Genomic DNA, 23741 nt, shown 5'->3' with positions numbered 1-23741 from the left:
TAATGCGTAGTTTTATTTAGGAAGTGATCAGTTTGTCTCAGTTATCATCGTATTTCGAATTTCCTGTGACCGTCTATTACGAGGACACGGACGCGGGAGGTGTCGTTTACCACTCGAACTACCTCAATTTTTTTGAACGTGCCCGCACCGAGCTACTCAGGAGTAAAGGTGTTAATCAGCGTGTGTTGCTAGAAGAGCACACCGGCTTTGTGGTTCGTCATATGGATATCGACTTTATCCGTGGTGCGCGCTTGGATGACCAGCTCACCGTAAAAACCTATATTGAAGAATTTAAAAAAGCGTCGCTGACTTTTGCTCAAGAAATTGTCGACCAACAAGGTGTGACAATAGCGAAAGCACTGGTTAAAGTGGCGTGTATAGATAATGTTAAAATGAAGCCGAAGGCCATTCCTTCGTCTATCTTAGTGGAGTTAAAACACAGTGACGGCTGATATTTCATTTGTAGACCTCATACTCGAGGCAAGTCTACTCGTTCAATTGGTAATGCTGATTTTGATGGGCATGTCAGTCGTATCTTGGGCGATGATCATCAAGCGCAGTAAAGTGCTAAAAGAGGCCACCAAAGAGTCTGAGACGTTTGAAGACCGTTTTTGGTCAGGCGCCGATCTTTCTCATATCTACCAAGATGTGAAAAAGCGTAAAGATGAGCTCTCTGGTACAGAAGAAATTTTTTACTCTGGTTTTACCGAGTTTTTGCGCCTTCGTAAATCGAACGCCGACTCGCCAGCTTTCATCATGGAAGGCACGGGTCGTTCAATGCGCGTTGCTGTTTCCCGTGAAGTGGAAGATCTAGAGACCAATTTGCCATTCTTAGCGACCGTGGGTTCTATCAGTCCTTACATTGGGCTGTTTGGTACCGTTTGGGGCATCATGCATGCGTTTATCGCGCTGGGTGAAGTAAAACAAGCCACGCTTGCCATGGTAGCGCCAGGTATCGCAGAAGCGTTGATTGCAACAGCGATGGGTCTATTTGCGGCTATTCCAGCAGTTATGGCGTTTAACCGTCTTAGCAACAAAGTGAGCAAGCTAGAGCACAACTACGCCACTTTCTCTGAAGAGTTCCACAGCATTTTGCACCGTCAAGCGATGGCCGCTAGGGAGCAATAATGGCTGGCTACCAACCGAAAAAACGCAAGCTAACCTGTGAAATTAACGTCGTACCTTATATCGACGTTATGCTTGTGTTGCTTATTATTTTCATGGTGACGTCGCCTTTTGTTACACAGGGTGTGGACGTAGAACTGCCAAAAACATCCACAGCCAAACCTGCTTCTGAGTTAGCAGGGGATAACAGTGCCAGCTTCATTATTGTCGAAGTGGACCGTGACGGAAACTTAGGGCTAAGCGTAAACAACGAAGACGTAAAGCGTGGTTTGAGCCTGCAAGATATCATCGTACGTGTCAAAGCTGAACTGTCTATTAACCCTAACTCACCGGTTGCAGTAGGGGGCGATGCCTCCACGCCATACGCAGAAGTCGTGTTACTGTTAGATGAATTGAGCCAAGCTGGAATTCCAAAAGTTGGCCTACTCACGGACTTAAGGGAATAGTTGTCGCAGCCGTATGAAAAGCAATAAGCACAATAAAAACAGCTACGGAAAGCCAATAGCGATCTCTTTGTTTGCTCATGCATTGCTTGTCGCCGCATTACTGTGGGGCACCGACTTTAATATGGATAAAGCGGAGCCAACTGGAATGGTGCAAGCGGTGGTGATTGATCCAGCACGCGTTCGCCAGCAAGCGGCAGAAATCCGCAAGCAGCGTGAAACCGCGGCTAAAAAAGAGCAAGACCGTCTCGATAAATTGCGTCGTGAAAGTGAACAGCTCGAGCGTAATCGCAAAGCCGAGGAAGAGCGAATTCGCAAGCTGAAAGAGCAGCAAGCGAAAGACGCTCAAGCCGCTCGCGAAGCAGAAAAGCGTCGCAAGGTCGAAAAAGAGCGCGCTGAAAAAGCCGAGGCTGAGCGTAAAGCGAAAGAAGAAGCGATTCGCATCGCAGAGAAAAAACGCATTGCTGAAGAGGCAGCGATTGCCAAAGCAGAGCAGGAACGTTTAGAAAAAGAACGTGCTGTGAAAGAAGCACAAGAAAAAGCGAAACGTGAACGCGAGGCCGCAGAGCGTGCTGAGCAAGAACGTATCGCGAAAGAGAAAGCCGCGGCGGAAGCCGCCGAAAAGGCGCGTATCGAAAAAGAGCGTCTTGAGCAATTAGAGCGTGAGCGCAAAGAGCAAGAGGCCGCGCTGAACGATATTTTTTCAGGACTAGAAAGTGAAGCCGCGAGTAACTCCGCGGCTCGTTCCAGTCAGGTCGATATCGAGCTCGCGAAAATGGGTGAGATCTACAAGCAGCTGATTCAGCAGCACATTCTTACCGATTCCAGTTTTCGCGGAAAAGAGTGTCGTGTAAACCTGCAACTTATTCCAGCAGGCAGCGGTGCGATTGCCGGGGCAGTAAAAGTATTAGAGGGCGATGCTCGCTTGTGTAATGCCACCAAGAGTGCCATTTCACAGGTTCGTTCATTTCCCCTTTCAGAATTTCCTGAAGTTAATGCTCAGTTAAAGAACATTAATTTGACGTATAAGCCACAGTTATAAGGAAAAACCTGTGATTAAGCGAATATTACTAGGAATGGCGATGGTCATGAGTTTTGCTACTCAAACTGCCAACGCCGCATTAGAACTTGTTATCACCGATGGTATCGACTCAGCAAGACCGATCGCCATCGTGCCTTTCAAATGGGAAGGCGAGGGCAAATTGCCGCATGACGTGTCGGCAGTGATTGCCTCTGACTTGCAGCGCAGTGGTAAATTTAGCCCGGTTGCGACCAGCAAAATGCCGCAAACGCCTTATGATGCATCGGCAATTAATTTTGAAGCGTGGACTGGCCTTGGCGTTGATTCGCTGTTAACTGGTACTATCGTTAAAAATGCCGAAGGCAATTACGAAGTGAGCTATCAGCTCGTTGACGTGGTTCGTGGCCAGCTCACCGGTGGTCAGTCGAAAGCATTGAGCGATGATGGTCAGTTGGTATTGTCTAACGACCATATTCTGTTTAAGAAGAAAGCGACGGTGCCTGGCCAACGTCTTCGTGAATATGCCCACCGCATTTCTGATCTTGTCTACGAAGAGCTAACGAGCGAGCGCGGCGCGTTCCTAACTCGTATCGCTTACGTGGTCGTTAACGACAAAGACGCGTACCCATACCAAATGCGTATTGCTGATTACGACGGTTACAATGAAAAACTGGTTCTGCGCTCTAAACAGCCATTGATGTCGCCAGCTTGGTCGCCAGACGGTAAGCAGCTAGCGTACGTTAGTTTCCAAAATGGCCAAGCAGAAATCTTCATCATGAATATCTACACAGGTAAACGTGAGAAGGTAACGTCATTCCCTCGTCACAATGGTGCGCCAAGATTCTCTCCGGATGGGAAGTCTCTCGCAATCACCTTGTCGAAGACTGGGCAACTGCATGTATATACGCTAAATCTGGAAACCAGAAAATTGCGTCAAATTACCCGTGGCCGATCAAATAATACAGAACCGTTCTGGAAACCGGACGGTAATTCACTTATTTTTACCTCGGATAGGGGTGGTAACCCTCAGATTTATGAAGTAAATTTGTCTGATGGCAAAACCAAACGTATCACGTGGCAGGGTAGCCAAAACCTCGGCGGGCAGATCACCCCTGATGGTCGTTACCTCGTGATGGTGAATCGCTCCAATTCTGGATTCAACCTTGCGAAGCAAGATCTTGAAACCGGTTCGGTGCAGATCCTCACCAAAACACTGCTCGATGAATCACCAAGCATCGCACCAAATGGTGGCATGGTGATATACAGTTCCATCTATAACAAAGCTAACGTCCTTTCTATGGTTTCCATCGATGGACGATTTAAGGCTAGATTACCGGCAACAAACGGGCGTGTTAGAGCGCCTGCATGGTCACCGTTTTTATAGCAATTAAATTTTTTAGGTTAAGGAAATAACAATGCAATTAAACAAAGTTTTTAAGGGGTTGCTAATCGCACTGCCAGTTCTTGCAATGACGGCGTGTAGCTCAAGCGACGACGCTGCGTCATCAACAGGTGCAGAGACGAACAACCAAACGCAACAAGAAACAACAACTGTTGCTACACCAATTGATGAGAATGCACAGCTAACTGAGCAAGAGCTAAAAGAAAAAGCACTTCGTGAAAACCAAACGATTTACTTTGCATTCGACAACTCTACTATCGCTGGTGATTACGAAGATATGCTTGCAGCACACGCAGCATACCTAAGCAAAGACGCATCACTAAAAGTGACTATCGAAGGTCACGCTGATGAGCGCGGTACACCTGAGTACAACATCGCACTAGGCGAGCGTCGTGCACAAGCGGTTGCTAAGTACATCCAAGCTCTTGGTGTACAAGCAGACCAAATCTCTATCGTTAGCTACGGTGAAGAGAAACCACTAGTACTAGGTCAATCTGAAGACGTGTACGCGAAAAACCGTCGCGCAGTACTAGTTTACTAATCCAATCTGCCCAAGATTGAACATGTTGCAGCGTTCGCGCTGCAACATTGTCGTTTTAGGGCTCGGCAGTTAAGGATCCTACCTTTATGAAAAGTAACACTAAGCGCGTTGTTACGCTTACGTTACTAGCCGGAATGGCAAGCTCAGCGCTTGCTGCGAAAGCACCGGTTACCGACTTGAGCGCAACATCTTCTTCGGCAACCGCTGCCAGTATTACGGCGGCATCTGCTGCTAACGAAACCGACGTTCAGCGCCTAGAGCGCCTATTGCAAAACCGCAACCGAGTACAACTGCAAATGCAGCAGCAGCTCGATGAAATGACGCAAGAAATTGCCACTCTTCGCGGTCAGCTAGAACGCAATACTTATGACATGGAGCAAATGCTTCAGCGTCAACGCGAACTGTTTATTGAGATCGACAAGCTTCGCTCTCAAACCAATGCTGCGGCAGTCGCAGTGCCGGTTGCCGCCGATAAGGCGAAACCAGAAGGCAAGTTCACGACCAATGTTGATGAGCAAACTGCCTATCAAAATGCCGTCGACCTGATTTTGAAAAAACGCGACTACACAGGCGCGATTGAAGCCTTCAAACAGTTCCAGACTGATTTCCCAGAATCGACCTTCATGCCAAACAGCCATTACTGGTTGGGACAGCTTTATTTTGCTAAGCGCCAAGACGCAGAAGCAGAGAAAAGCTTTAAGGCAGTGCTTGGTTTTGCAAAATCCAACAAACGAGCGGACGCTTTAGTGAAGTTGGGGGACATTGCCAAACGCGGCAACAAAGCGGATGAAGCGAAGAAATACTACGAGCAAGTGATCAGCGAATACCCTGGTAGTTCTTCTGCTAAGGTAGCCAAATCAAACTTGAAGTAAATGGATTTTGTGGGGCTAGGCGATATTGCTTAGCCTCCAATACGCTTTAATTAGACGCGAGTCTGCGCAGGGGCGACGCCCTAAAACCCCAAACTATCTCCTCCACAGCCTGTTCAGGCCACTTTCTATTCAACTTTGGTCGATTCCTACCCCACTGCCTTTGTTCTATCAATAATATCCGTGTACAATGCTCGGACTATTTGGAAGTAGCATAGAGCAACCGCTATGAGCCACATCTTAGACTCAATTGATACGGTATATCCGTTTCCCCCTAAGCCTGTTCCGTTATCTGATGACGAGAAGCAGCAATACATCGCAAGCATCAAATCGCTATTAAAACAAAAAGACGCGGTTCTGATTGCGCACTATTACACCGATCCAGAGATCCAAGCTCTTGCAGAAGAGACCGGTGGATTTGTGGGTGACTCGCTAGAAATGGCGAAATTTGGTAACCGTCACGACGCATCAACGCTGATCATTGCTGGTGTTCGCTTTATGGGCGAATCCGCGAAGATCCTAACGCCAGAAAAGCGCATCCTAATGCCAACACTGGAAGCAGAGTGCTCGCTTGACCTTGGCTGTCCGGCCGACAAGTTCTCAGAATTCTGTGACGCGCACCCAGACCACACTGTCGTGGTTTATGCCAACACATCAGCTGCGGTTAAAGCACGTGCTGATTGGGTTGTCACCTCTAGTATCGCGCTAGAAATCGTTGAGCATCTCGATGCGGACGATAAGCCAATTATCTGGGGCCCAGACCGCCACCTAGGTTCGTACATCGCGAACCAAACCGGTGCCGACATGCTACTGTGGCAAGGTGAGTGTATCGTTCACGACGAGTTCTCATCAAAAGCTCTGAAAGACATGAAGTCAGTTTACCCAGATGCGGCGATTTTGGTGCACCCAGAATCACCAGCAAGCGTTGTCGATCTCGCTGACGCCGTAGGCTCAACCAGCCAACTTATCAAAGCAGCGAAAGAGCTACCAAATAAGCAGCTAATCGTGGCCACTGACAAAGGCATCTTCTTTAAGATGCAACAGCTAGTGCCGGAGAAAGAGCTCATCGAAGCACCAACCGCAGGTAACGGTGCGACATGTCGCAGCTGTGCACACTGTCCTTGGATGGCGATGAACGGCCTGAAAGCGATTGAGAAAGCGCTAAGCGACGGCGGTGAAGAGCACGAAATCTTCGTTGATGAAGCACTTCGCGTGAAATCACTGATCCCGCTAAACCGCATGCTTGATTTTGCTGAGCAGCTACAAATTAAAGTGAAAGGTAACGCGTAACTCGCTGATTCATTCACATTAATAACTAAAAACCAGTCTTCGGACTGGTTTTTTCGTATATGCTTATTACAAAAAGCTCACAAGGAATCACGTGGTTATTTGGATCCAGCTTCGCAAGTGGTTACACAGCCATTTGTTTGAACTCAAATTTCGAACTTTGATGACAGCGCTGCTCATTTACGTTGTCGCCTCTTGGGGACTATTGTCGCTCAGTGGTGAGACAGAGCTAACAACGCCAATCTCTCAGTTCATTTACTTTATCGTCGTGACCGCATCGACGGTAGGCTATGGTGATCTCTCTCCAAGCACAGAAGCTGGACGCTGGGTTGCCATTTTGTTTGTGATCCCTGGTGGATTAATGTTGTTTGCCGCCTTGCTTGGCAGAATGGCGGCGTTAGGTTTGGAATCGTGGCGTGCAGGTCAGTTAGGAAAAAGGAAGGTAAGAGTGGATAACCATATTTTGATGTTAGGCTGGAATGGACAACGAACGATTCACTTGATTCGCATGCTACAACACGAAGAAACCGGACGCAGGCCGATTGTCTTGTGCAGCCGTTCCGACATTGAAAACCCACTGCCGGGAGAAATCTCCTTCGTTAAGGTCAACAGTTACACAGACGGCCGTGAGATGGAAAAGACCAACATCGAATCAGCCAGCTGCATTCTTATTGATAACCCAGAAGACGATATTACCCTCTCTGCAGCGTTATATTGCGCTAACCGCAACCCAGACGCGCATCTGCTGGTTTATTTTAAAGACGAAGCACTCAGCGATTTGCTTCACCAGCACTGCCCAAATTCTGAGTGTATTCCTGCTGTGGGCGCTGAAATGCTGGCTAAGGCCGCTGTGGATCCGGGCTCAAGTGCTTTGCATCAGGAACTGCTAAGTTCCACACGAGGCATGACCCAGTACTCCGTGACGTACCCATCTTCCGCCAAACCGACACAGGTGAATACGCTGTTCCAATGGATGAAGGCAGACTATCAGGCCACGTTGATCGCGGTCGATGATGGGTCTGGCATCGTGTTAAATCCTGAGTTGGAACTTGAGCTGAAACCTGGCGCGAAATTGTTTTACATTGCCGATGAACGTATTGATACGTTTCGCTGGGAAGAGTCATAAAGCACCGCCAGAGCCCTTTGTGTAAGTAAAGTATTCCTACCATCGATGTTAATTGTCGTTAGGTTCATAAATATTTATTGATACAGTTGTCTGTTCTGTATATTATGCGCGCGTTTTATAATAATTGTGAATGAACGTTCATTCATTTTTTAAGGTAACCCTGCTATGCGCGTTAGTCTGCTGTCGTTTTATCTTGTCGCTGCGGTTTTCTCCAGCACTCCGGTGCTTGCATCCACTACGTCTGTATCCAGTCCACACACAACGCTTCCTGTAAAGAAAGAAGCGATGCAATACGAACCCGATCTAGACCAAGCCAATGCTCGCGTTAAAGAGTATGAAAACGCCATAGATTCGCTGAAAGAGCAACCAACCCGAGATAAAAAAGCAATCGACGATCTTAAGTACGCCAAGAAGTACTATCAAGAAGCCAATGGCCTGCCAATGTTCAGCTTTTTAGGCGGCCCTGCTTATACGCCAGAGCAGGGCTTACTGGTTGCGGTTGGCGGGTTGTATTCATTCAAGACAGATCGCTCTCAAGACGCATTGCAGCGCTCGAGCGTGTCTGCGTTTGTCATCGGTAACTACGTCGATTCGGAGATTGGCTATGGTGTCCGCGCTAACCATGACCTGTATTGGAACAACAACGATATTCAGTTTAAAGGCAATTGGAATGCAGGGACTCAGGGAAAGCACTACTGGGGGATCGGTTACGATGCGGCTCAGGACTTCGAGTTTGGTGAGGTAACGCAATACAAAGCGACGGTAAACAACTACAAAGGCAATTTGATTTTCCGAATGTCAGGCAACTGGTTTGTGGGCCCTGCACTAAAGATCAACTATTTCAGCCCAACGAGTGAGCCCGCGGCAGCATTATTGGATGACAACTTTAATACCTTTAAAGACAAGCCATTTACTTGGGGCTTAGGCGGCAGTGTCCAGTACGATAGCCGTGATGTGGCCGTCAACCCTTGGCATGGCTCCCTATTTCGTACCGAGATTTTGATGTTCAGCGAAGCTCTGGGTAGCCAGGCGGAGTATCAAAAGCTTGATATGGAGTATCGAACATTCCACAGCTTTGTTGAAGGACGCGTATTGGCCGTGCTCGCACGCTATCAACAATCCTTCGGTGACACGCCTTATTACGATATGCCAGAAATTGGCGGTGCAAATTCGATGCGTGGTTATTACCAAGGGCAGTACCGAGACAAAGTCACCGCCGAAGTCACCACAGAATATCGTCACACCTTTCGTCGCAGCTCCGGCGTGTTGTCAAACCATGGCATGACGGCTTGGGCGGGTGTAGGGTCGGTGGGGGACTCGGTTGACGATCTCTCCGGTCATGCGATTTTGTCATACGGTGTGGGTTATCGCTACGAACTGCAGCCAAGAATGAACATTCGCCTCGACCTTGGTATGGGCAGACACGGCGCAGCATTTTATTTCAACTTTACCGAAGCGTTTTAACTCTCCTTATACGCTTTATTACTCTGAGTGGTCGGTGACTTCGGTCACTCAAAAGCACTTACATTAGATAGCAAATAAATAGGTAACGAGGTTTGAGAACAGTTATTAGCCTTGGGGCGGTGTTACTACTACAAATGGTGTGTAGTCCGGTATATTCAGCAGAATACGGCACGGACAGTGAGTTAATTCAGCAAGTTGAGCGTGAGAAGAATCAAGCACATTGGAGCGGGTTGCCTATTTGGGGCGAACAAGTTCGAGAGTTAGGCTATGAGTTGCCCATTCCGGTTGGTTTTGGCATTTATATGAACACTCAGGATGTCGAGTATGTGGCTACGGATGATTTTCACGTTAACGCAGTGGGTGGCATCTTGGGTGGTCTTGGACACGGACCTCTAAGTGAATGCAAGCGTTCGCCTGGAATGGAGTGCAGCCAGCAGTACAGCATTCCAGCAGAAGATGTTCGCATTACAGGGCAGGACAAGAGTATTCAGTTACGCCTAGACGCATGGGTCTTCCCATTTTTAAATGTCTATGGCTTAGCAGGGTATACAAAGGGTACCAAAGAGATTTTGGCGGATCTTTCAAATGCACAGATGGGCGATACTGCATTTCCTATTCCGGCTACGTTGCCACTCAACCTTGAGTACGAAGCCTACAATTTAGGTCTAGGCTCTGTGCTAGCCACACAGTTTGATGTCGCAAAAGGCATTAATCCAATCATCGTAACGGTTGCAGGGGCAGTGACTAACTCTTGGACCACTACGACAGACAGCACCATCTTAACCAAGATTGCTGCAGTTCGTGTGGGTCAACGTTATGACGTGCCTTATGGCAAGCTTGCACTGTTGGTGGGTTATCAGTATCAAAGTATCGAACAGAATATTACCGGTAGTTTGTCTGATCTTGGGGTGTTGGCGAATGAGTTACAGTTTGATGTTGATTTAAAAAGTAAACACACATCCAACCTGTCTCTTGCCGCGGTATATGACTTCGGCTACCAGAAAGAGTGGAACCTGATGGCGGAGTACAGTTTCTTAAACTGGAACCAGTTGATAGTGTCTATGGGCTATCGATTTTAGACCATTTCGATGGTAAACAAATAATAACAACGTCGGCGAAAAAGGGCTGCTACCAATCTTGGTAGCAGCCCTAATGATAAAGATCTGCGAATGCAAAATAAGGGTGAAAGCGCGCTTACAGCTGCTCGGCCAATACCGCGCCTTTTTGAGTAATGCCGCAAAGCATCACAGGCATCGCTGCAAAGATCTCATTGAACTGTTCAAGACCTTCAATACCTTGTGCTTGCAGTGTCGCTATAGAAGTTTCTGGATCATAAAGCATGCTCAGAGAAAGCAATACACCACCAAGCAGGGCATTGTCTTCGCTTTGCTCAGGCATTAACGTTTCCCAATCGTCACGGGCTAGCTGCCAGCCTTGCAACACGCCTTCACAGAAATCCTTCGTTTCTTGAGTGACGATCTCTTCTTCATCCAGACCACAGCCTTCAGGCCACTGCCATTCGCCATCCAAAAGGGCAGGACGGTATTGATTCCAAAGTGTGATGACTGCTTGTGCATAGCTTTCTAGCTGCTCGCCAGAAGTAAACGGCGCGACTTCTTCACCGCCCCACAAAAACGGTAGCCATTCTTCTGGTGGCAAGGTGTGTGGAGCCGATGCCATAGAAGTCACAAAGCCTTGTGTTTGCGCGTTATTGAGTAGTTTTCCTTCTAGCTCAGGAAGGGAAAGTATGTCTTTTAGTTCCAAAATGCTTTACCGTTAGGGCTGAATTAAGAATATCTTGAGTATAGTAACAAGCTAGGCAGCAATTACCTATAGCTAAGTCACCGAGCCTATACTTAACAAACGAGCCAATCCGGCTACTTGGCTCAGAGACAGTTCATATAACACGAAGAAAGGATGTCTTCTCCCGCTATGGCTTTGCAAAAATCGGTTATCAAAGAGTCGCTGAAAAAAAAGAGCATCATTGCCCTTGCGGTTTACTTGGCACTGTTTATCGCCATTTTTGGTAGCATCACCTATTGGGTGGTGGAATCGCCAGTTCGTGCCAAGCTTGAACAGAACCTTGATATTCGAAGTGAGTTCCTCGCCGCTGAGATCTCAGCGCCGCTACTTAACTCCCTAGGCGTGTTAAAAAGTATCGCCGCAATGGGGGAGACCATTGACGACCGCGAATCTCTGGATAGAGCACTATGCCAAGTCTTTAAGCTGAATGATGGGATTGCCGTTAGTGGCGGCATCTGGCCCGAGCCGTATTCGATTGACCCGAATGAAAAGCTCTCCAGTCTGTTCTATAACCGCACCAGCAGCGGTGAAGTCGACAAGATTGACCTCTGGAATAACCCTCAAACTGCCGGTTATCACATCGAGCCGTGGTATACCTCGGTAAAAGATACCCCTAGCAACACCATTAGCTGGTCAGAAGTCTATGTTGACCCTTATACCCACGTACAGATGATCACTGCATCAACACCTTATTACATTAATGGCCAGTTTGCTGGGGTGGCGACCGTGGATCTCTCACTGGAAAACTTGATCGGATTTGTGAAAAACAAAGCCAGAGAACACGATCTCGGTGCGATTGTGCGCGATGCCAACCAGCAAGTGATCACAGAGCACAACTTTCGTATCGAACGCGACATTTACATTAGCCAACAGAGCTTTGGAGACTTCAACTGGAGCCTAGAAGTGGTTAATGCCAGAAGGCAGGTGGCCGATGAAGTGTCGGACATTGTAAAGAGTGTTGAGTTAGGTATTGTCCCTGTGATGCTGCTTTGTTTGATGTTTGGCTACTACCTCATCAATCAGTACCTGATCAAACCGATCGCGGTGATCGCCAAAGAAGTCGACGAGTCACGCCACAGCGGCAGCATAGATATCAACTATCGCAGTCCAGATGAGATCCGCTATCTTATCGACAGTTTTAATCAAAAAACGGTCTACCTAGATCAAGAACGCATGAAGGCGCAAGCCTCTACCAAAGCTAAAACCGCGTTCCTAGCCACACTCTCACACGAGATCCGCACCCCGATGAATGGTGTACTCGGCACGGCACAGATTCTACTTAAAACCGATCTCTCGGTAGAGCAAAGAAAGCACCTTAAGACACTTTATGACTCTGGCGATCACATGATGTCGCTGCTGAATGAAATTCTCGACTACTCCAAAATTGAACAGGGCCACATCGAGCTCGATAGCCACCCGTTCCCATTGAACTCTATTATCGGCAGTATGCATAGTGTGTATCACACCTTATGTAACGAGAAAGGGTTGAAGTTTAGTGTCTATTCCGATGTCGAGGACGAGCGTTGGTATCAAGGCGACAAAGCGCGCTTGCGCCAGATTTTGTTTAACCTGCTCAATAACGCCGTGAAATTCACCTCACAAGGCACAATAGAAGTGTACCTGTCTGAACAAATTGGTGCCGAGAGAAACACATTAACCATTCGTGTGAAAGATACCGGTATTGGCATTCCTCCAGAAGCGCAGGCTCGTATCTTCAAGCCTTTTGAACAAGCTGAGTCGAGCACCACTCGCCGTTTTGGTGGTACTGGCTTAGGGCTGGCGATTGTTAAAGAGATCGCCCTTGTCATGGGGGGCGACATCAAGCTGACGAGCCAAGAAGGCATGGGGTCCGAATTTGAAGTGACGGTGCGACTGGCCAGCTGCAAACCTAAACCACTGGACGTGCAAATTGAGCTCAACCTTGATTATCGCGGCCTTAAAGCACTGATTGTGGAAGACAACCGTACCAATACCATCATTATTGAAACCTTCATGAAGCGAAAAGGCTTTATTACTTATTCTGTGGTCAATGGCGAAGAAGCGCTGCAAGCAGTCGCCACACAAAGTTACGACCTGATTTTAATGGATAACCACATGCCCGTTATGGATGGGGTGGAAGCTATCGCAGGCATTCGTAACATGCCAGGCCGAGAAAAAGACACCCTTATCTTCGGTTGTACTGCCGACGTCTTCAAAGAGACCCGCGAACGTATGATGGGCGCGGGGGCAGACTTTATTGTCGGAAAACCGATTGATGAGCGCATTCTCGACGATGCGCTGTACCAGTTCGCCAATAAACTGTTTCAGTTCAGCGGCCGTAAAGACAGCAATGTCACTTCGCTAGGCGTTTCCAAATAATCTTCATGTTCTGGTACCTTGCAGGGTAACGGAATTACCATAAAGCGCCTCTCTCGCACTCACCCCCGAGCTAACCACGGATAGTCGCTAGCAAACCTAGCTTCTATCGCCCTTGAATCTGTTATTAACCTACAAAATTAAATCGATAACCTGCTGACGGATAGGGGTTTAGCGTAATAGATGTAATAAAACTACAACAAATAGCGAGTTCCACTACTTTGAATGCCGAAATTGGTGATAAATTTACCTTGGAGTTAAAAATACGGCAGGTAAAACTAGTTAAATGGTGATTTAATAGCGGCGTAATCTGGATGAATGTATATATCCAGTCATATGGGTTGCTATTCAACTTTATGTTAGTTTATTGTCCTGTGAGATTGTAAGTGAAACCGAAAGCTCCTTTCTGTATTCGTAACGCGGCTGCCGACACCTTTGCGATGGTCGTGTTCTGTTTTGTATCTGGTATGTTGATTGAAGTGCTTGTCTCTGGCATGACCTTTGAGCAATCATTGGCGTCACGCTTGTTGTCGATCCCAGTGAACATTGCCATTGCATGGCCATACGGTGTATTTCGTGACTGGGCACTGCGCCAAGGTGCGAAAGTCTCCACTTCAGGTGGCATGAAAGCGTTCTCGGACTTGATAGCGTATGTCGCATTCCAATCGCCAGTCTACGCAGCGATTTTGTTTACTGTAGGCGCATCAACAGACCAAATCATCACGGCCGTGTCGAGTAATGCTGTTGTATCTTGCGGAATGGGCGTTCTATACGGCTACTTCCTAGACTTATGTCGCCGTTGGTTCCGCGTACCAGGCTACTACCAAAGCGTATGATTTGCCGATCATTTGATCGAATTAATCACAAAGTAAGCAAACAATTAAAAAAGCGCACCTTTTTTCCCTTTTAGGGTTGACCAAGCGGGACGGAATCATTAAATTACCACCCCGTTAGCCAAGAGCGCTAACCAAATCAAAATACGGTGAGTTGTCCGAGTGGCTGAAGGAGCACGCCTGGAAAGTGTGTATACGGCAACGTATCGAGAGTTCGAATCTCTCACTCACCGCCACATTCTAAGCCCCAGCAGAAATGCTGGGGCTTTTTCGTTGTATTTACCTGAACAAAAACAAAAAAATGCCGTCATCCTCATGCAAATGAGGATCTTCTAAAGCGAGTGACTACCTTAAAATATTTCGTAATCTGATAGCGCGTTAACGTGGTAGCTAGAAGATTAGAATGACTGCCTTTGATACAAAAAAGGTGCTCACGTGAGCACCTTTTGTCTACTTGTCAATGTCTAAATTACGGCTCGCAAGAGTCACCCGTTTTAGCTGTCCAATTCGCCCCTGCGTCGTAAGAACACTGCTCAGCATAAGTGCCGTTCGTGTATGTCAGAGTGCGAGACCAATGGCCTGCCTTGTTGTGAGATGTGGTACGTTGGGCCAGTTCAGCGGTTGGCTCGTACTCTGCCAAGATACGCCCCCATGAATAGGCACCATAGTCATTAGTGTTATTAAAATCTGTACTGATGAAGTTGACGGCATCAAATTCACTGGCGCCTACAGAGTTTGGGTTAACCATGACAAGATGGCCTAGACCGGTTTCTGTTGTGCTGGCAAAGAAGTGTTGTGAGGTCGCGTTGCTATTGGCGGTTTGCACTCGCGTAGTTAATTGCTGTTTTACCGTGCCAGCAAGCGCTGACCAGTCTTCATTGATACAATTATCGGCTTCGGTAGCGCTTGAACTAAACACGTTGAGAACCCCATAGGCCCTAGCGGAGGTTTGCTCAATCCACTCCATTGCAGAGCAATCGTTGGTTGACTCGTTGTCATTGAAAGAAATACTCCACTCGTAAGTGATATCTTCTAAATCAATACGATAGCCAGAGTTGTACTCGATGGTATTTAACACGGTTCTGAGATTGTCTGATACCGCCTCGGTTGTGGTTGACCACCCCTCAGCATCACCCAGGTTCAGGTATGTCTGTTTGTACCAACCTTCAGCGAAATGACCACGCTCATCCCAATCGCCATTAAAGTACTCAACCCATGCTGCAATGGCATTTGGGTTATCTGCTTCAATCGCTACGGTATCGGCATAAGACGCTTTCATCGACGGGACTAACGCCGCTGCGATGGCATGAAGGTTTGTATCTCCTGATTTAACATAGTCACCGTATAGCTCATCAACGGTCACGTTGTAGCGTTGGGCTACGCGAAATTCCTGCTCACTTAAACGATCTTTTATTCGCTCACGAACGTCATAACTGGCCTTTATGTTGTCACAGGTGAGCTTTTCACCTTCTGCATGAAGTTCTTTTTGAATCGTGCCCCAAACAACGGTCGTCAAAGGCGTGGTGTTCTTGATTTCCTGATCCGAAGCAATGGCAAAGGCTGGTGGATAGGTCATCTGATATGCATCTGTTACTTCGCCATAATCAGAGTCAGTAGCACCCACAGGCACATTAACGACCAACGGAACATATTCTGAGCATTCAGCGTATGTTCCACTTGTTAGCAGTTCCCATGAGCCATCTTCACCAGTGATAACTCTTGGTTCTCCGTTATTCAGTTTGCCATCAAAGTTGACGTCTAAGAATACAGTGGCCCCAGTCAGGTAACCATCAATAGCCGTGCCCTTTAGAGTTGCAGACGCTGGTGAGTCGCTGGTAGAACCACCACCTCCGCCGCACGCAGCAACTGCGATCGATAGAGATGTTGTGATTATAAGTTTATTTCTATTATTCATTCTGACAGTACCGTTTTAATGCTTATGCTAGCCAAGTCGAGCGCTATGATAATTAACATGTATCCATACATGCTGTGAGCTTTGTTGAGTAATTACTCTTTTATTACTTTTTTTGCTCAAACTTAAGATGACAGATAAAGAACTCGGTACAATGAATCTTCATTTTAGGGTCATCTACTTGAGTAACTGTCTGACTTATAAGGCAACGTGTCGGAAAAAAACTTGCGAGGTTACCAGCAGTTGATAAGCTGTTTGGCTTATGTATAAGCGTATAGTCATTTGATTGGCTAAGCGTTGTCATTGCAATCTTTGGCTGTTTTGGGGCAATCCATTGGGATAAAGGAGATAAAATGCGGCAGGTTGGAATTTATGAGCAGCTAGTAACACAGCTTATTGATAGTCGAATTGACCGAGAGCGCTTCTATGTGGGTGAACGTGAGCTCAATAGCAGTGAAGCATCAAGTTGGTTATCTCGTTTTCTAGCACACATACTTGAGTATGCCATTGGGGCTGTGCCTGTGAGTGATGACCGCCTACAACATCAAATTGCTTTATCCAACCAATTGTTACTGTGGTTAAAAGAGCAAATTCAAGATGAGGATTTTATCGAAGATAATTTACTCGTCAGCCAAGGCAAAATTCTTACCGCGCTATACGAATTAGAGAATCCCGTCTCAGCCGATTTAAAAAATTATATTAACGAAATTTTTCCTTTAACCGGACTAAGTCAAAGCGAGCTGTTTTGTGGCAGTAATGCTGGATTGTCGCTTGAATCTGAACTAAAGCGAGAGATCTTGTCTGCGGATAAAATCTACTGGTTGGTATCCTTTATTAAGTGGGCAGGGATACGAATTTTTCGTAAAGAGTTAGAGGAATTTACGTCTAGCGGCCGCGAGCTAAAAATTATTACCACCTCTTATATGGGGGCGACTGACTCTAAAGCGGTTGAGTATTTGGCGAGTTTACCTAATACCGAAGTGAAGCTGAGTTACAACACTGAGCGCGAACGTTTACATGCAAAGAGTTACCTATTTTTGCGAAATACCGGCTACCACACCGGATATATCGGATCTTCCAATCTTTCCCATTCAGCGTTAACCAACGGTTTAGAGTGGAATTTAAAAATTACCTCGCAAGAAATCCCACACATCATCAATAAGTCATTGAGTACCTTTGAAACCTATTGGGCATCCAACGAATTCGAACACTTTAGTGGGGATGCAAAGAGCAGCGAAAAACTCAAAAAATCGTTGAGCCAGCAGCGGGGGGATTACGAGACCAGTTCAACCCATTTTTTTGATATTTCGCCTTTTCCTCATCAAAGTGAAATCCTAGAGCAACTTGCAGTTGAGCGAAGTATTCACCAGCGATTTCGTAATTTGGTTGTTGCGGCAACAGGTACTGGCAAAACCCTTATCTCAGCCTTTGACTTTGCGCGCTTTTTAAAAGAGAAGCCACAAGCTAAGTTTCTGTTTGTCGCGCACCGAGAAGAAATTTTGAAGCAAGCCAGGGCCGCGTATCGCGGCGTATTGCGTAATGGCACTTTTGGCGAACTATGGGTTGGAGGTAATACGCCTGAGCACTATCGACAGTTGTTTGTTTCTATCCAAACACTGAACAATCATTTAGATCAGCTTAACCTAACCGCTGACTATTATGACTACATTGTGATTGATGAGGTGCACCATATTGCCGCGATAAGCTACCGCGCACTACTAGAGCATTTTTCCCCTGCCATATTACTTGGCCTTACCGCAACACCAGAGCGCCATGATGGTGGGGATATTCTAGCGGATTTTGGTGGTGTGATTGCCGCTGAGATCCGTTTGCCGGAAGCGATTAATCGTCGTCACCTTTGCCCATTTCAGTATTTTGGTATTGATGATGATACAGACCTTCGCAAAATTGCGTGGAGTCGTGGGCGTTACGATATAGCTCAGTTGACCAATCTTTACACCCACAACCAAGTCCGCTTGGACAAGATTTTGCTGAGTATGCAGGAGATCATCACCGATACAGACAAAATGAAAGCATTGGCCTTCTGTGTGAGCAAAGAACATGCGCTGTACATGACACAACAGCTTCTATTGAAAGGCATTAAAGCGGATGTGTTGACTAGCGATAACTCCCACGAGAGGCAACAAAAGCAGCAAGCCATTCGCACTGGTAGCATTAACGTGTTATGTGTGGTTGATATCTTCAACGAAGGTGTCGATATTCCGGAAGTGGACACGTTATTGTTTTTGCGGCCGACAGAAAGCTTAACTATTTTCTTGCAACAGCTTGGCCGCGGCTTACGTTTGGCTGATGGTAAGGAGTGCTGTACTGTGTTGGATTTTGTTGGCAACTCGCGTCCTGAATATGATTTTGCAAATAAACTTAGAGCGTTAGTGGGTAAAAGTCATCGAGCGATCAGTGAAGAGATAAAGCAAGGATTTCCACACGCGCCTCTCGGTTGTCGCATTGAGTTGAGTAAGCGCACTCAAGAAATGGTACTCAGCAATATCCGCCAAGCTTCGTTAACCCTAAGGCGTTTAGTTGCAATGATCCGCCAGTATCCACAGTATTCGTCACTGCCACTAACGCTGTCGAATTTCCTAACCCTAAATCCTCATATCGACTTGAATGAACTTTATAAGCGAGGGAGTTGGTCGCAGCTGGTTCAGCAAGCCAAAGAAGAAATCAACAAAAATACGCTTGATGAAAATCTCCTTATGATGCTTAAAAAGGTTATCCATAATCGAATTTTGACCTGTGATGATCATGCCTATTTAAGTTTCTTAAAGCAGCTTTGCCATAGCAACTTTGCAGTAGATGATTTGAGTCACCGCCATGCTTTGATGTGTCATTATGATTTCTGGCAGAAAACGGGGCCTGAATCTGGATTCGATTCCATAGAACAGAGCTTAGCGAAACTAAATTCTAGTGAATTAAAAGCAGAGTTATTGGATGTTGTAAATTGGCAACTAGCACAGACCAAGCATGAACAGCCGCCAATGCATGCTTTACCTGAGGTTTCATTAAGGCTGCATGCTCGCTATGCACGTGAACAAATATTGGTTGCGTTTGGTGCGACCACGTTTGAGCGCCAACCGCCAGCTCGCGAAGGTGTATTTGTGCTGAAAGAGCAGAATATTGAACTGATGTTTGTCACCTTAGACAAAAATGAAAAGCAATTTTCACCAACCACCATGTACCACGATTACGCGATTAACGAACATCTTTTTCACTGGCAGTCGCAAAATAGTGCACGCCCAGACAAGGGGCGTGGTTTGGAATACATCCAACATCAATACATTGGTAAGCGTCTGTTTTTATTTGTGCGTGAACAAACCAAAGATGAATACGGCCGTACTATGGGTTTTGTGAATTACGGCGAAGTAGAGTATGTGTCACACACGGGTTCACAGCCGATGAGTATTACTTGGCAGTTAAAAGAGCCAGTACCGCACTTTATGTGGCAACAAGCGGCTAAGTTGGCAGTGGGGTAGTTGAGTTGACATTGGCATTAGGTGAGTTACGTGGCCGCGACAATCGCATGCACTGTGGTATTACTTGCCACAAAGCCCGTTCTAGCATTATGCAACCAAGCCATATACTATTGAATCAAATCAATAGCAGGTTAGAAAGATGTCCATAACTCGCTCTTTTTACGATAAAAACGCAGACTCCTTGGCGGCACAATACAACTCAGTAAAGTTTGAGGATGTGCATGCGTCGTGGAAGCCGTATTGGCCGATTCAGGGCGATATGGTGTTAGATGTTGGCGCGGCGTCTGGGCGTGATGCGAGGTGGATGGCGGAGCAGGGAATGGAAGTCTTTGCGCTGGAGCCGTCGCAAGCAATGATGGATATTGGGAAGGTTAATACCGGAGATGAAGTGACATGGTTACAGGATGAGTTACCTGGCCTCAAAAATGTGCAAAGTCTTGGGATTCGTTTTGACCTTATCCTAGTCAGCGCGGTTTGGATGCATATCGCTCCAGGCCAGCGAAGCAGGGCATTTCGCAAATTGTCTAACCTACTTGCACCAAATGGTAGGCTGGTTATTACATTGCGTCATGGTTCGTTCGCTGATGATCGTGTTAGCTTTCCTGTTTCGGTGACGGAGATAGAAAAGTATGCCAAAGATACGGCTTTGCTCGTAAAAGATATTAGTGATTCAGATGATTCTTTAAATCGTGAGCAAGTGAGCTGGCAGACGGTGGTTCTCAGTCTACCTGATGACGGTTCGGGAGACCTCAACAAAGTACGCCATATCATTGTAAATGACAGCAAAAGTGCCACCTATAAACTGGCGCTGCTCAGGGTGTTGTTGAGAATCGCGGATGCACACCCAGGGTGCGTGAGTGATCATACGGATGGGGAAGTTGCCATTCCATTAGGACTCGTAGCATTATATTGGATCAAAGCATACAAGCGACTTATCGACTATGGAAAGCTTCAACAAAGTAGTGACCCCAACAAAGGGTTAGGCTTTGTTACTGATGATGGTTGGAACAAGCTTAAACACCTGTCCGCAGACGATCTTGCAGTAGGCAACATATTCTTTGGTGATGATGCAAAAGCTCTGCAAAAAGCCATTCAGTCGACCATCAAAACGATGAAAGAAGGGCCAATAAAATTCATTACCACAGGCTCTAGTCACGAAAAGGAGCGTGAGTTTTCTACAGTCGCTTCTGCGAAAAGGCGTAGGTCCCAAGATACTGTTTATTTGAATACGGATTTCTTCGAAAGCTATGGTTTTTTTACCCTCAAACAGAGCCTTTGGGAGTGCTTTAGAATCTATAACGCATGGATTGAGCCACTTGTAGTGAATCAATGGGTGATGCAAATGCAGCGTTTTGAATTGAATAGAAAAAATGAAATTTCGCTGCAAACCTACCACAATTGCTTGGTTTGGTTAGATAAAGATCGTGACACGCGAGAAGTACGAAAAAGAGTTAGTGAGTTGCAACAAAGCAAGCAACGAGTTTCGAGTGTTTGGAGCAATACCAAATTGAGAAAGGCGTTTCACGTAGATCACTGTTTACCTTTTGCATACTGGCCGAACAACGATATGTGGAATTTGATGCCTGCTACTGAAAAAGAGAATACAAGCAAGAATGATCGACTACCGAGTAAGCATAGGCTTGCGGAGTCTAAACATCGAATCATAGAGTGGTGGAACCTTGCTTGGGGAGAGCAGGAGCATGATACACGGCGATTTTTTACTGAAGCCTCGCTGTCTCTGCCTAATCTTCCCGTTCATTGCCAAGATTTCGAAGAAGTGTTTGAAGCTATGGGGTTGCAGATTCGTGGCTTGAAGAGCCGGTTATTGATTGCTGAGTGGTAGATTGGCTGAAGCGTTTGTTGAAACCAATGCGCCTATTTACTCCTGCATTTATCCACCTTTTACGTTATCGCCCCTATATCTTAGGGGCGGCTTATTAATCTATTCTTTATCCTGCTTCCCTCACACTCCGATACTCATAAGTCTCCGAGAACCTCGACAAAATCCAATCTCCTGCTGTGATAGTGGGATAACGGGATTCTTCACCGGGTGATAAACATGAGTCCAACGTGGTGACTGGGGTATCAAAATCCGGTTCGACAAAGAACGGCATTGAGAACCGCGTAATGTTGTCGGTTGGGCTGACCACTCTGTGCGGCGTGGATTTGTAGCGGTTATTGGTCCAGCGCTGCATTAGATCACCAATATTAACCACAAAGCTATTGGCAACGGGCGGCGCATCCAGCCAGGTGCCATTTACGTCCTGTACTTGTAATCCACCAATATTGTCCTGATACAGCAGGGTAATGCAGCCATAGTCGGTGTGTGCGCCAGCCCCATTGCTGTTTTGGGCCTGAGGCGGGTAGTGGATCAGACGAAGCACACTGATAGGGCAGTTGAAATATTGAGTGAAAAAGTCTTCCGGTTGATTAAGGGCCAGTGCCATCGCTTTAAGTATCTTAAGGGCGACTTGCAGAGTGAGGTCATAGTGCTGCTGCATGACTTGTATGAACCCCTCGAGGTTGGGGTACTGGTTAGGGCCGTACAGCTGAGGGCATCGCGCCACCTGGGGGTGATGCTCACTTAAATCGAGCGCCATATCAAACGTCTCTTTAAAATCCTGAGGGCCAGACGGGTCGAGCTGTTCGGCGTTCACCTGGCCCCAACCACGATGGTTGGCAGACTGTTTAATATTGATTTGTTGTTTTTCATTTTGGTCCAAAGCAAAAAACGCATCGGCTATGGCTTGGACTTTGGTAAATTGCTCGGCGGGGATGCCATGTCCCACCACATAGAAAAAGCCTTTATCACGGCAGGCGTTATCGATTGTCGTGATGACCTCCTGCCATTGTTTGGGGTCAGAGCCGGAGAGTGTGGATATATCGATAATGGGTAAGCTTGCATTCATAGAGTCGTCCCAATTTAGCCCAATTGATATTGGGCTAATGTTTTTAGTCGTGTTGTGAAGTGGTGTCTTGTTATTTTGGAATGGTCGCGTCGATGCCTTCGACATACCAGTTGACTGCGGCCAGTTCTTTGTCGTTGAGGGTGTAACCCGCCGCAATCACTTCTTTACCGGTGTTATCGACCATAGGGCCAGTGAACGGGTGGAACTCGCCAGATTTGATTTTTGCGTGAGTTGTCTTAATCGCTGTTTGAATGTCTGCAGGCAGATCAGGGTTGATAGAAACGATCTGTAAGATGTCTTCCTGGAATCCACCCCAGAAGTCTTCTGGTTTCCATGTTTTTGCCATTACCTGCTTAACGGTATCGATGTAATGAGGCGCCCAGACATCGCGAACGGAAAACATGTGCGCTTTCGGAGCAAATTGGCTCATGTCAGAGGCTTGTCCAATACCCATCACGCCACGTTTTTCAGCCGCGATGAGCGGTGCTGGGCTATCCGTGTGTTGAACAATGATGTCTGCACCCTGGTCGATCAGGGCATTGGCCGCGTCAGACTCTTTGCCTGGATCATACCAGGTGTTTACCCAGACAATCTTTATCTCGATATCAGGGTTCACGCTTTTCGCACCAAGATAGACGGAGTTGATGTCACGAATTACTTCTGGAATCGGGAACGAAGCGATATAGCCAATGGTGTTGGTCTTGGTCGCCATGCCGGCTGCAACACCAGAAACATAGCGGCCTTCATAGGTACGCAATCCATAGGTTGAGACGTTCTTTGATTGTTTGTAGCCAGTTGCGTGTTCGAAGGTGACTTTCGGGAAGCGTTTAGCCGCTTTGATGGTGGGGTTCATGAAACCAAATGAGGTGGTAAATATCACATCATGACCAGATTTCGCCAATTGGGTGATGACGCGCTCTGCATCCGCACCTTCAGGTACATTCTCCACAAAGGTCGTGGTGACCTTACCGTCAAAATACTGTTCCATCTCCTGTCGTCCCTGATCGTGCTCATAGCTCCAGCCGTGATCCCCGACCGGGCCGACGTATACAAAGCCCACTTTTAGCGGTGACTCTGCCAGCGTTGAGGTGGAAAAAATGGCAGACATGGTTAATGCTGCCGTGGTCATCCATTTGTTCAGTTTCATGAAATTCTCC

19 protein-coding genes and 1 tRNA gene are annotated in these 23741 nt (G+C 46.9%); 16 read left to right on the top strand and 4 right to left on the bottom strand.

The annotated features are described in order from the left end of the window. The first annotated feature begins 32 nt into the window (after positions 1-32). The 11 genes from ybgC (at position 33) to AAA946_RS10175 (ending at position 10357) form a co-directional block, all read left to right on the top strand. Positions 33-452 carry a tol-pal system-associated acyl-CoA thioesterase gene (gene ybgC / locus AAA946_RS10225; protein WP_042501935.1) on the top strand — a complete coding sequence of 140 codons (420 nt, stop codon included), beginning with the start codon at positions 33-35 and terminating at the stop codon, positions 450-452. Then, the gene (gene tolQ / locus AAA946_RS10220) at positions 442-1128 is read left to right on the top strand and encodes a protein TolQ (protein WP_338164772.1); all 687 of its coding nucleotides are present in this window, start codon (positions 442-444) and stop codon (positions 1126-1128) included. Before ybgC ends, tolQ begins: the two co-directional genes overlap by 11 nt. Next, on the top strand, positions 1128-1571 hold the full coding sequence (gene tolR / locus AAA946_RS10215) for a protein TolR (protein WP_338164771.1): 444 nt from the start codon (positions 1128-1130) through the stop codon (positions 1569-1571). The genes tolQ and tolR overlap by 1 nt, the downstream gene beginning before the upstream one ends. Positions 1572-1584: 13 nt before the next feature. Then, positions 1585-2610 carry a cell envelope integrity protein TolA gene (tolA, locus tag AAA946_RS10210; RefSeq protein ID WP_338164770.1) on the top strand — a complete coding sequence of 342 codons (1026 nt, stop codon included), beginning with the start codon at positions 1585-1587 and terminating at the stop codon, positions 2608-2610. Positions 2611-2644: 34 nt separating this feature from the next. Further along, on the top strand, positions 2645-3973 hold the full coding sequence (tolB, locus tag AAA946_RS10205; protein WP_445206103.1) for a Tol-Pal system beta propeller repeat protein TolB: 1329 nt from the start codon (positions 2645-2647) through the stop codon (positions 3971-3973). Between the two features lie 31 nt (positions 3974-4004). After that, complete coding sequence (gene pal / locus AAA946_RS10200) at positions 4005-4532, top strand: peptidoglycan-associated lipoprotein Pal (RefSeq protein WP_338164768.1); 528 nt, start codon at positions 4005-4007, stop codon at positions 4530-4532. Positions 4533-4618: 86 nt separating this feature from the next. Further along, on the top strand, positions 4619-5404 hold the full coding sequence (gene ybgF / locus AAA946_RS10195; RefSeq protein WP_338164767.1) for a tol-pal system protein YbgF: 786 nt from the start codon (positions 4619-4621) through the stop codon (positions 5402-5404). 225 nt (positions 5405-5629) lie between these two features. After that, positions 5630-6691, top strand: coding sequence for a quinolinate synthase NadA (gene nadA / locus AAA946_RS10190; protein ID WP_338164766.1), 1062 nt, complete (start codon positions 5630-5632; stop codon positions 6689-6691). A 133-nt stretch (positions 6692-6824) separates the two neighbouring features. Next, positions 6825-7814 (top strand): potassium channel family protein, encoded by a 990-nt coding sequence (locus AAA946_RS10185; RefSeq protein WP_445206102.1) that lies wholly within the window; start codon positions 6825-6827, stop codon positions 7812-7814. Between the two features lie 165 nt (positions 7815-7979). After that, entirely contained in the window at positions 7980-9278 is a 1299-nt protein-coding gene (locus AAA946_RS10180) for a BamA/TamA family outer membrane protein (RefSeq protein WP_338164764.1), read from the top strand. Positions 9279-9370: 92 nt separating this feature from the next. Then, positions 9371-10357, top strand: coding sequence for a hypothetical protein (locus AAA946_RS10175; protein WP_338164763.1), 987 nt, complete (start codon positions 9371-9373; stop codon positions 10355-10357). A gap of 115 nt (positions 10358-10472) precedes the next feature. Here the strand turns inward: AAA946_RS10175 and AAA946_RS10170 are convergent, their stop codons facing one another. Further along, the gene (locus AAA946_RS10170) at positions 10473-11042 is read right to left on the bottom strand and encodes a UPF0149 family protein (RefSeq protein WP_338164762.1); all 570 of its coding nucleotides are present in this window, start codon (positions 11040-11042) and stop codon (positions 10473-10475) included. 153 nt (positions 11043-11195) lie between these two features. Between AAA946_RS10170 and AAA946_RS10165 the strand changes: the two genes are divergently transcribed. The 3 genes from AAA946_RS10165 to AAA946_RS10155 all read left to right on the top strand — a co-directional run bounded on the left by AAA946_RS10165 (position 11196) and on the right by AAA946_RS10155 (position 14505). Further along, positions 11196-13439, top strand: coding sequence for an ATP-binding protein (locus AAA946_RS10165; protein WP_445206074.1), 2244 nt, complete (start codon positions 11196-11198; stop codon positions 13437-13439). Between the two features lie 383 nt (positions 13440-13822). Beyond that, a complete protein-coding gene (locus AAA946_RS10160; RefSeq protein ID WP_338164761.1) occupies positions 13823-14272 on the top strand; it encodes an L-alanine exporter AlaE in 450 nt (149 codons plus the stop codon). Positions 14273-14417: 145 nt separating this feature from the next. Beyond that, positions 14418-14505 (top strand) — tRNA-Ser (locus tag AAA946_RS10155). 233 nt (positions 14506-14738) lie between these two features. Here AAA946_RS10155 and AAA946_RS10150 read toward each other — a convergent pair. Beyond that, entirely contained in the window at positions 14739-16184 is a 1446-nt protein-coding gene (locus AAA946_RS10150; protein ID WP_338164760.1) for a hypothetical protein, read from the bottom strand. A gap of 350 nt (positions 16185-16534) precedes the next feature. On the opposite strand from AAA946_RS10150, the gene AAA946_RS10145 reads away from it, so the two are divergent. After that, entirely contained in the window at positions 16535-19675 is a 3141-nt protein-coding gene (locus AAA946_RS10145; RefSeq protein WP_338164759.1) for a DUF3427 domain-containing protein, read from the top strand. A 139-nt stretch (positions 19676-19814) separates the two neighbouring features. Continuing rightward, the gene (locus tag AAA946_RS10140) at positions 19815-21518 is read left to right on the top strand and encodes a class I SAM-dependent methyltransferase (RefSeq protein WP_338164758.1); all 1704 of its coding nucleotides are present in this window, start codon (positions 19815-19817) and stop codon (positions 21516-21518) included. 106 nt (positions 21519-21624) lie between these two features. Here AAA946_RS10140 and AAA946_RS10135 read toward each other — a convergent pair whose 3' ends face one another. Both AAA946_RS10135 and AAA946_RS10130 read right to left on the bottom strand, forming a co-directional pair. After that, positions 21625-22584, bottom strand: a complete 960-nt coding sequence (locus AAA946_RS10135; RefSeq protein WP_338164757.1) for an isopenicillin N synthase family dioxygenase — start codon at positions 22582-22584, stop codon at positions 21625-21627. Between the two features lie 70 nt (positions 22585-22654). Then, positions 22655-23731: a BMP family ABC transporter substrate-binding protein gene (locus AAA946_RS10130; protein WP_338164756.1), complete on the bottom strand. Its 1077-nt coding sequence runs from the start codon at positions 23729-23731 to the stop codon at positions 22655-22657. Positions 23732-23741 lie beyond the last annotated feature (10 nt).

This window comes from Vibrio sp. 10N (assembly GCF_036245475.1).
GTDB lineage: Bacteria > Pseudomonadota > Gammaproteobacteria > Enterobacterales > Vibrionaceae > Vibrio.
Note: the sequence above shows the minus strand (reverse complement) of the source record. Positions and strands in the feature narration are given on the sequence as shown.

Bases quoted from the DNA above. Each gene is read 5' to 3' on its own strand.
- AAA946_RS10180 (WP_338164764.1), top strand. From the start codon at position 7,980: ATGCGCGTTAGTCTGCTGTCGTTTTATCTTGTCGCTGCGGTTTTCTCC.
- pal (WP_338164768.1), top strand. From the start codon at position 4,005: ATGCAATTAAACAAAGTTTTTAAGGGGTTGCTAATCGCACTGCCAGTT.
- AAA946_RS10165 (WP_445206074.1), top strand. From the start codon at position 11,196: ATGTCTTCTCCCGCTATGGCTTTGCAAAAATCGGTTATCAAAGAGTCG.
- AAA946_RS10135 (WP_338164757.1), bottom strand. From the start codon at position 22,584: ATGAATGCAAGCTTACCCATTATCGATATATCCACACTCTCCGGCTCT.
- AAA946_RS10150 (WP_338164760.1), bottom strand. From the start codon at position 16,184: ATGAATAATAGAAATAAACTTATAATCACAACATCTCTATCGATCGCA.
- AAA946_RS10130 (WP_338164756.1), bottom strand. From the start codon at position 23,731: ATGAAACTGAACAAATGGATGACCACGGCAGCATTAACCATGTCTGCC.
- tolA (WP_338164770.1), top strand. From the start codon at position 1,585: ATGAAAAGCAATAAGCACAATAAAAACAGCTACGGAAAGCCAATAGCG.
- AAA946_RS10145 (WP_338164759.1), top strand. From the start codon at position 16,535: ATGCGGCAGGTTGGAATTTATGAGCAGCTAGTAACACAGCTTATTGAT.
- AAA946_RS10140 (WP_338164758.1), top strand. From the start codon at position 19,815: ATGTCCATAACTCGCTCTTTTTACGATAAAAACGCAGACTCCTTGGCG.
- ybgF (WP_338164767.1), top strand. From the start codon at position 4,619: ATGAAAAGTAACACTAAGCGCGTTGTTACGCTTACGTTACTAGCCGGA.
- tolB (WP_445206103.1), top strand. From the start codon at position 2,645: ATGGCGATGGTCATGAGTTTTGCTACTCAAACTGCCAACGCCGCATTA.
- tolR (WP_338164771.1), top strand. From the start codon at position 1,128: ATGGCTGGCTACCAACCGAAAAAACGCAAGCTAACCTGTGAAATTAAC.
- nadA (WP_338164766.1), top strand. From the start codon at position 5,630: ATGAGCCACATCTTAGACTCAATTGATACGGTATATCCGTTTCCCCCT.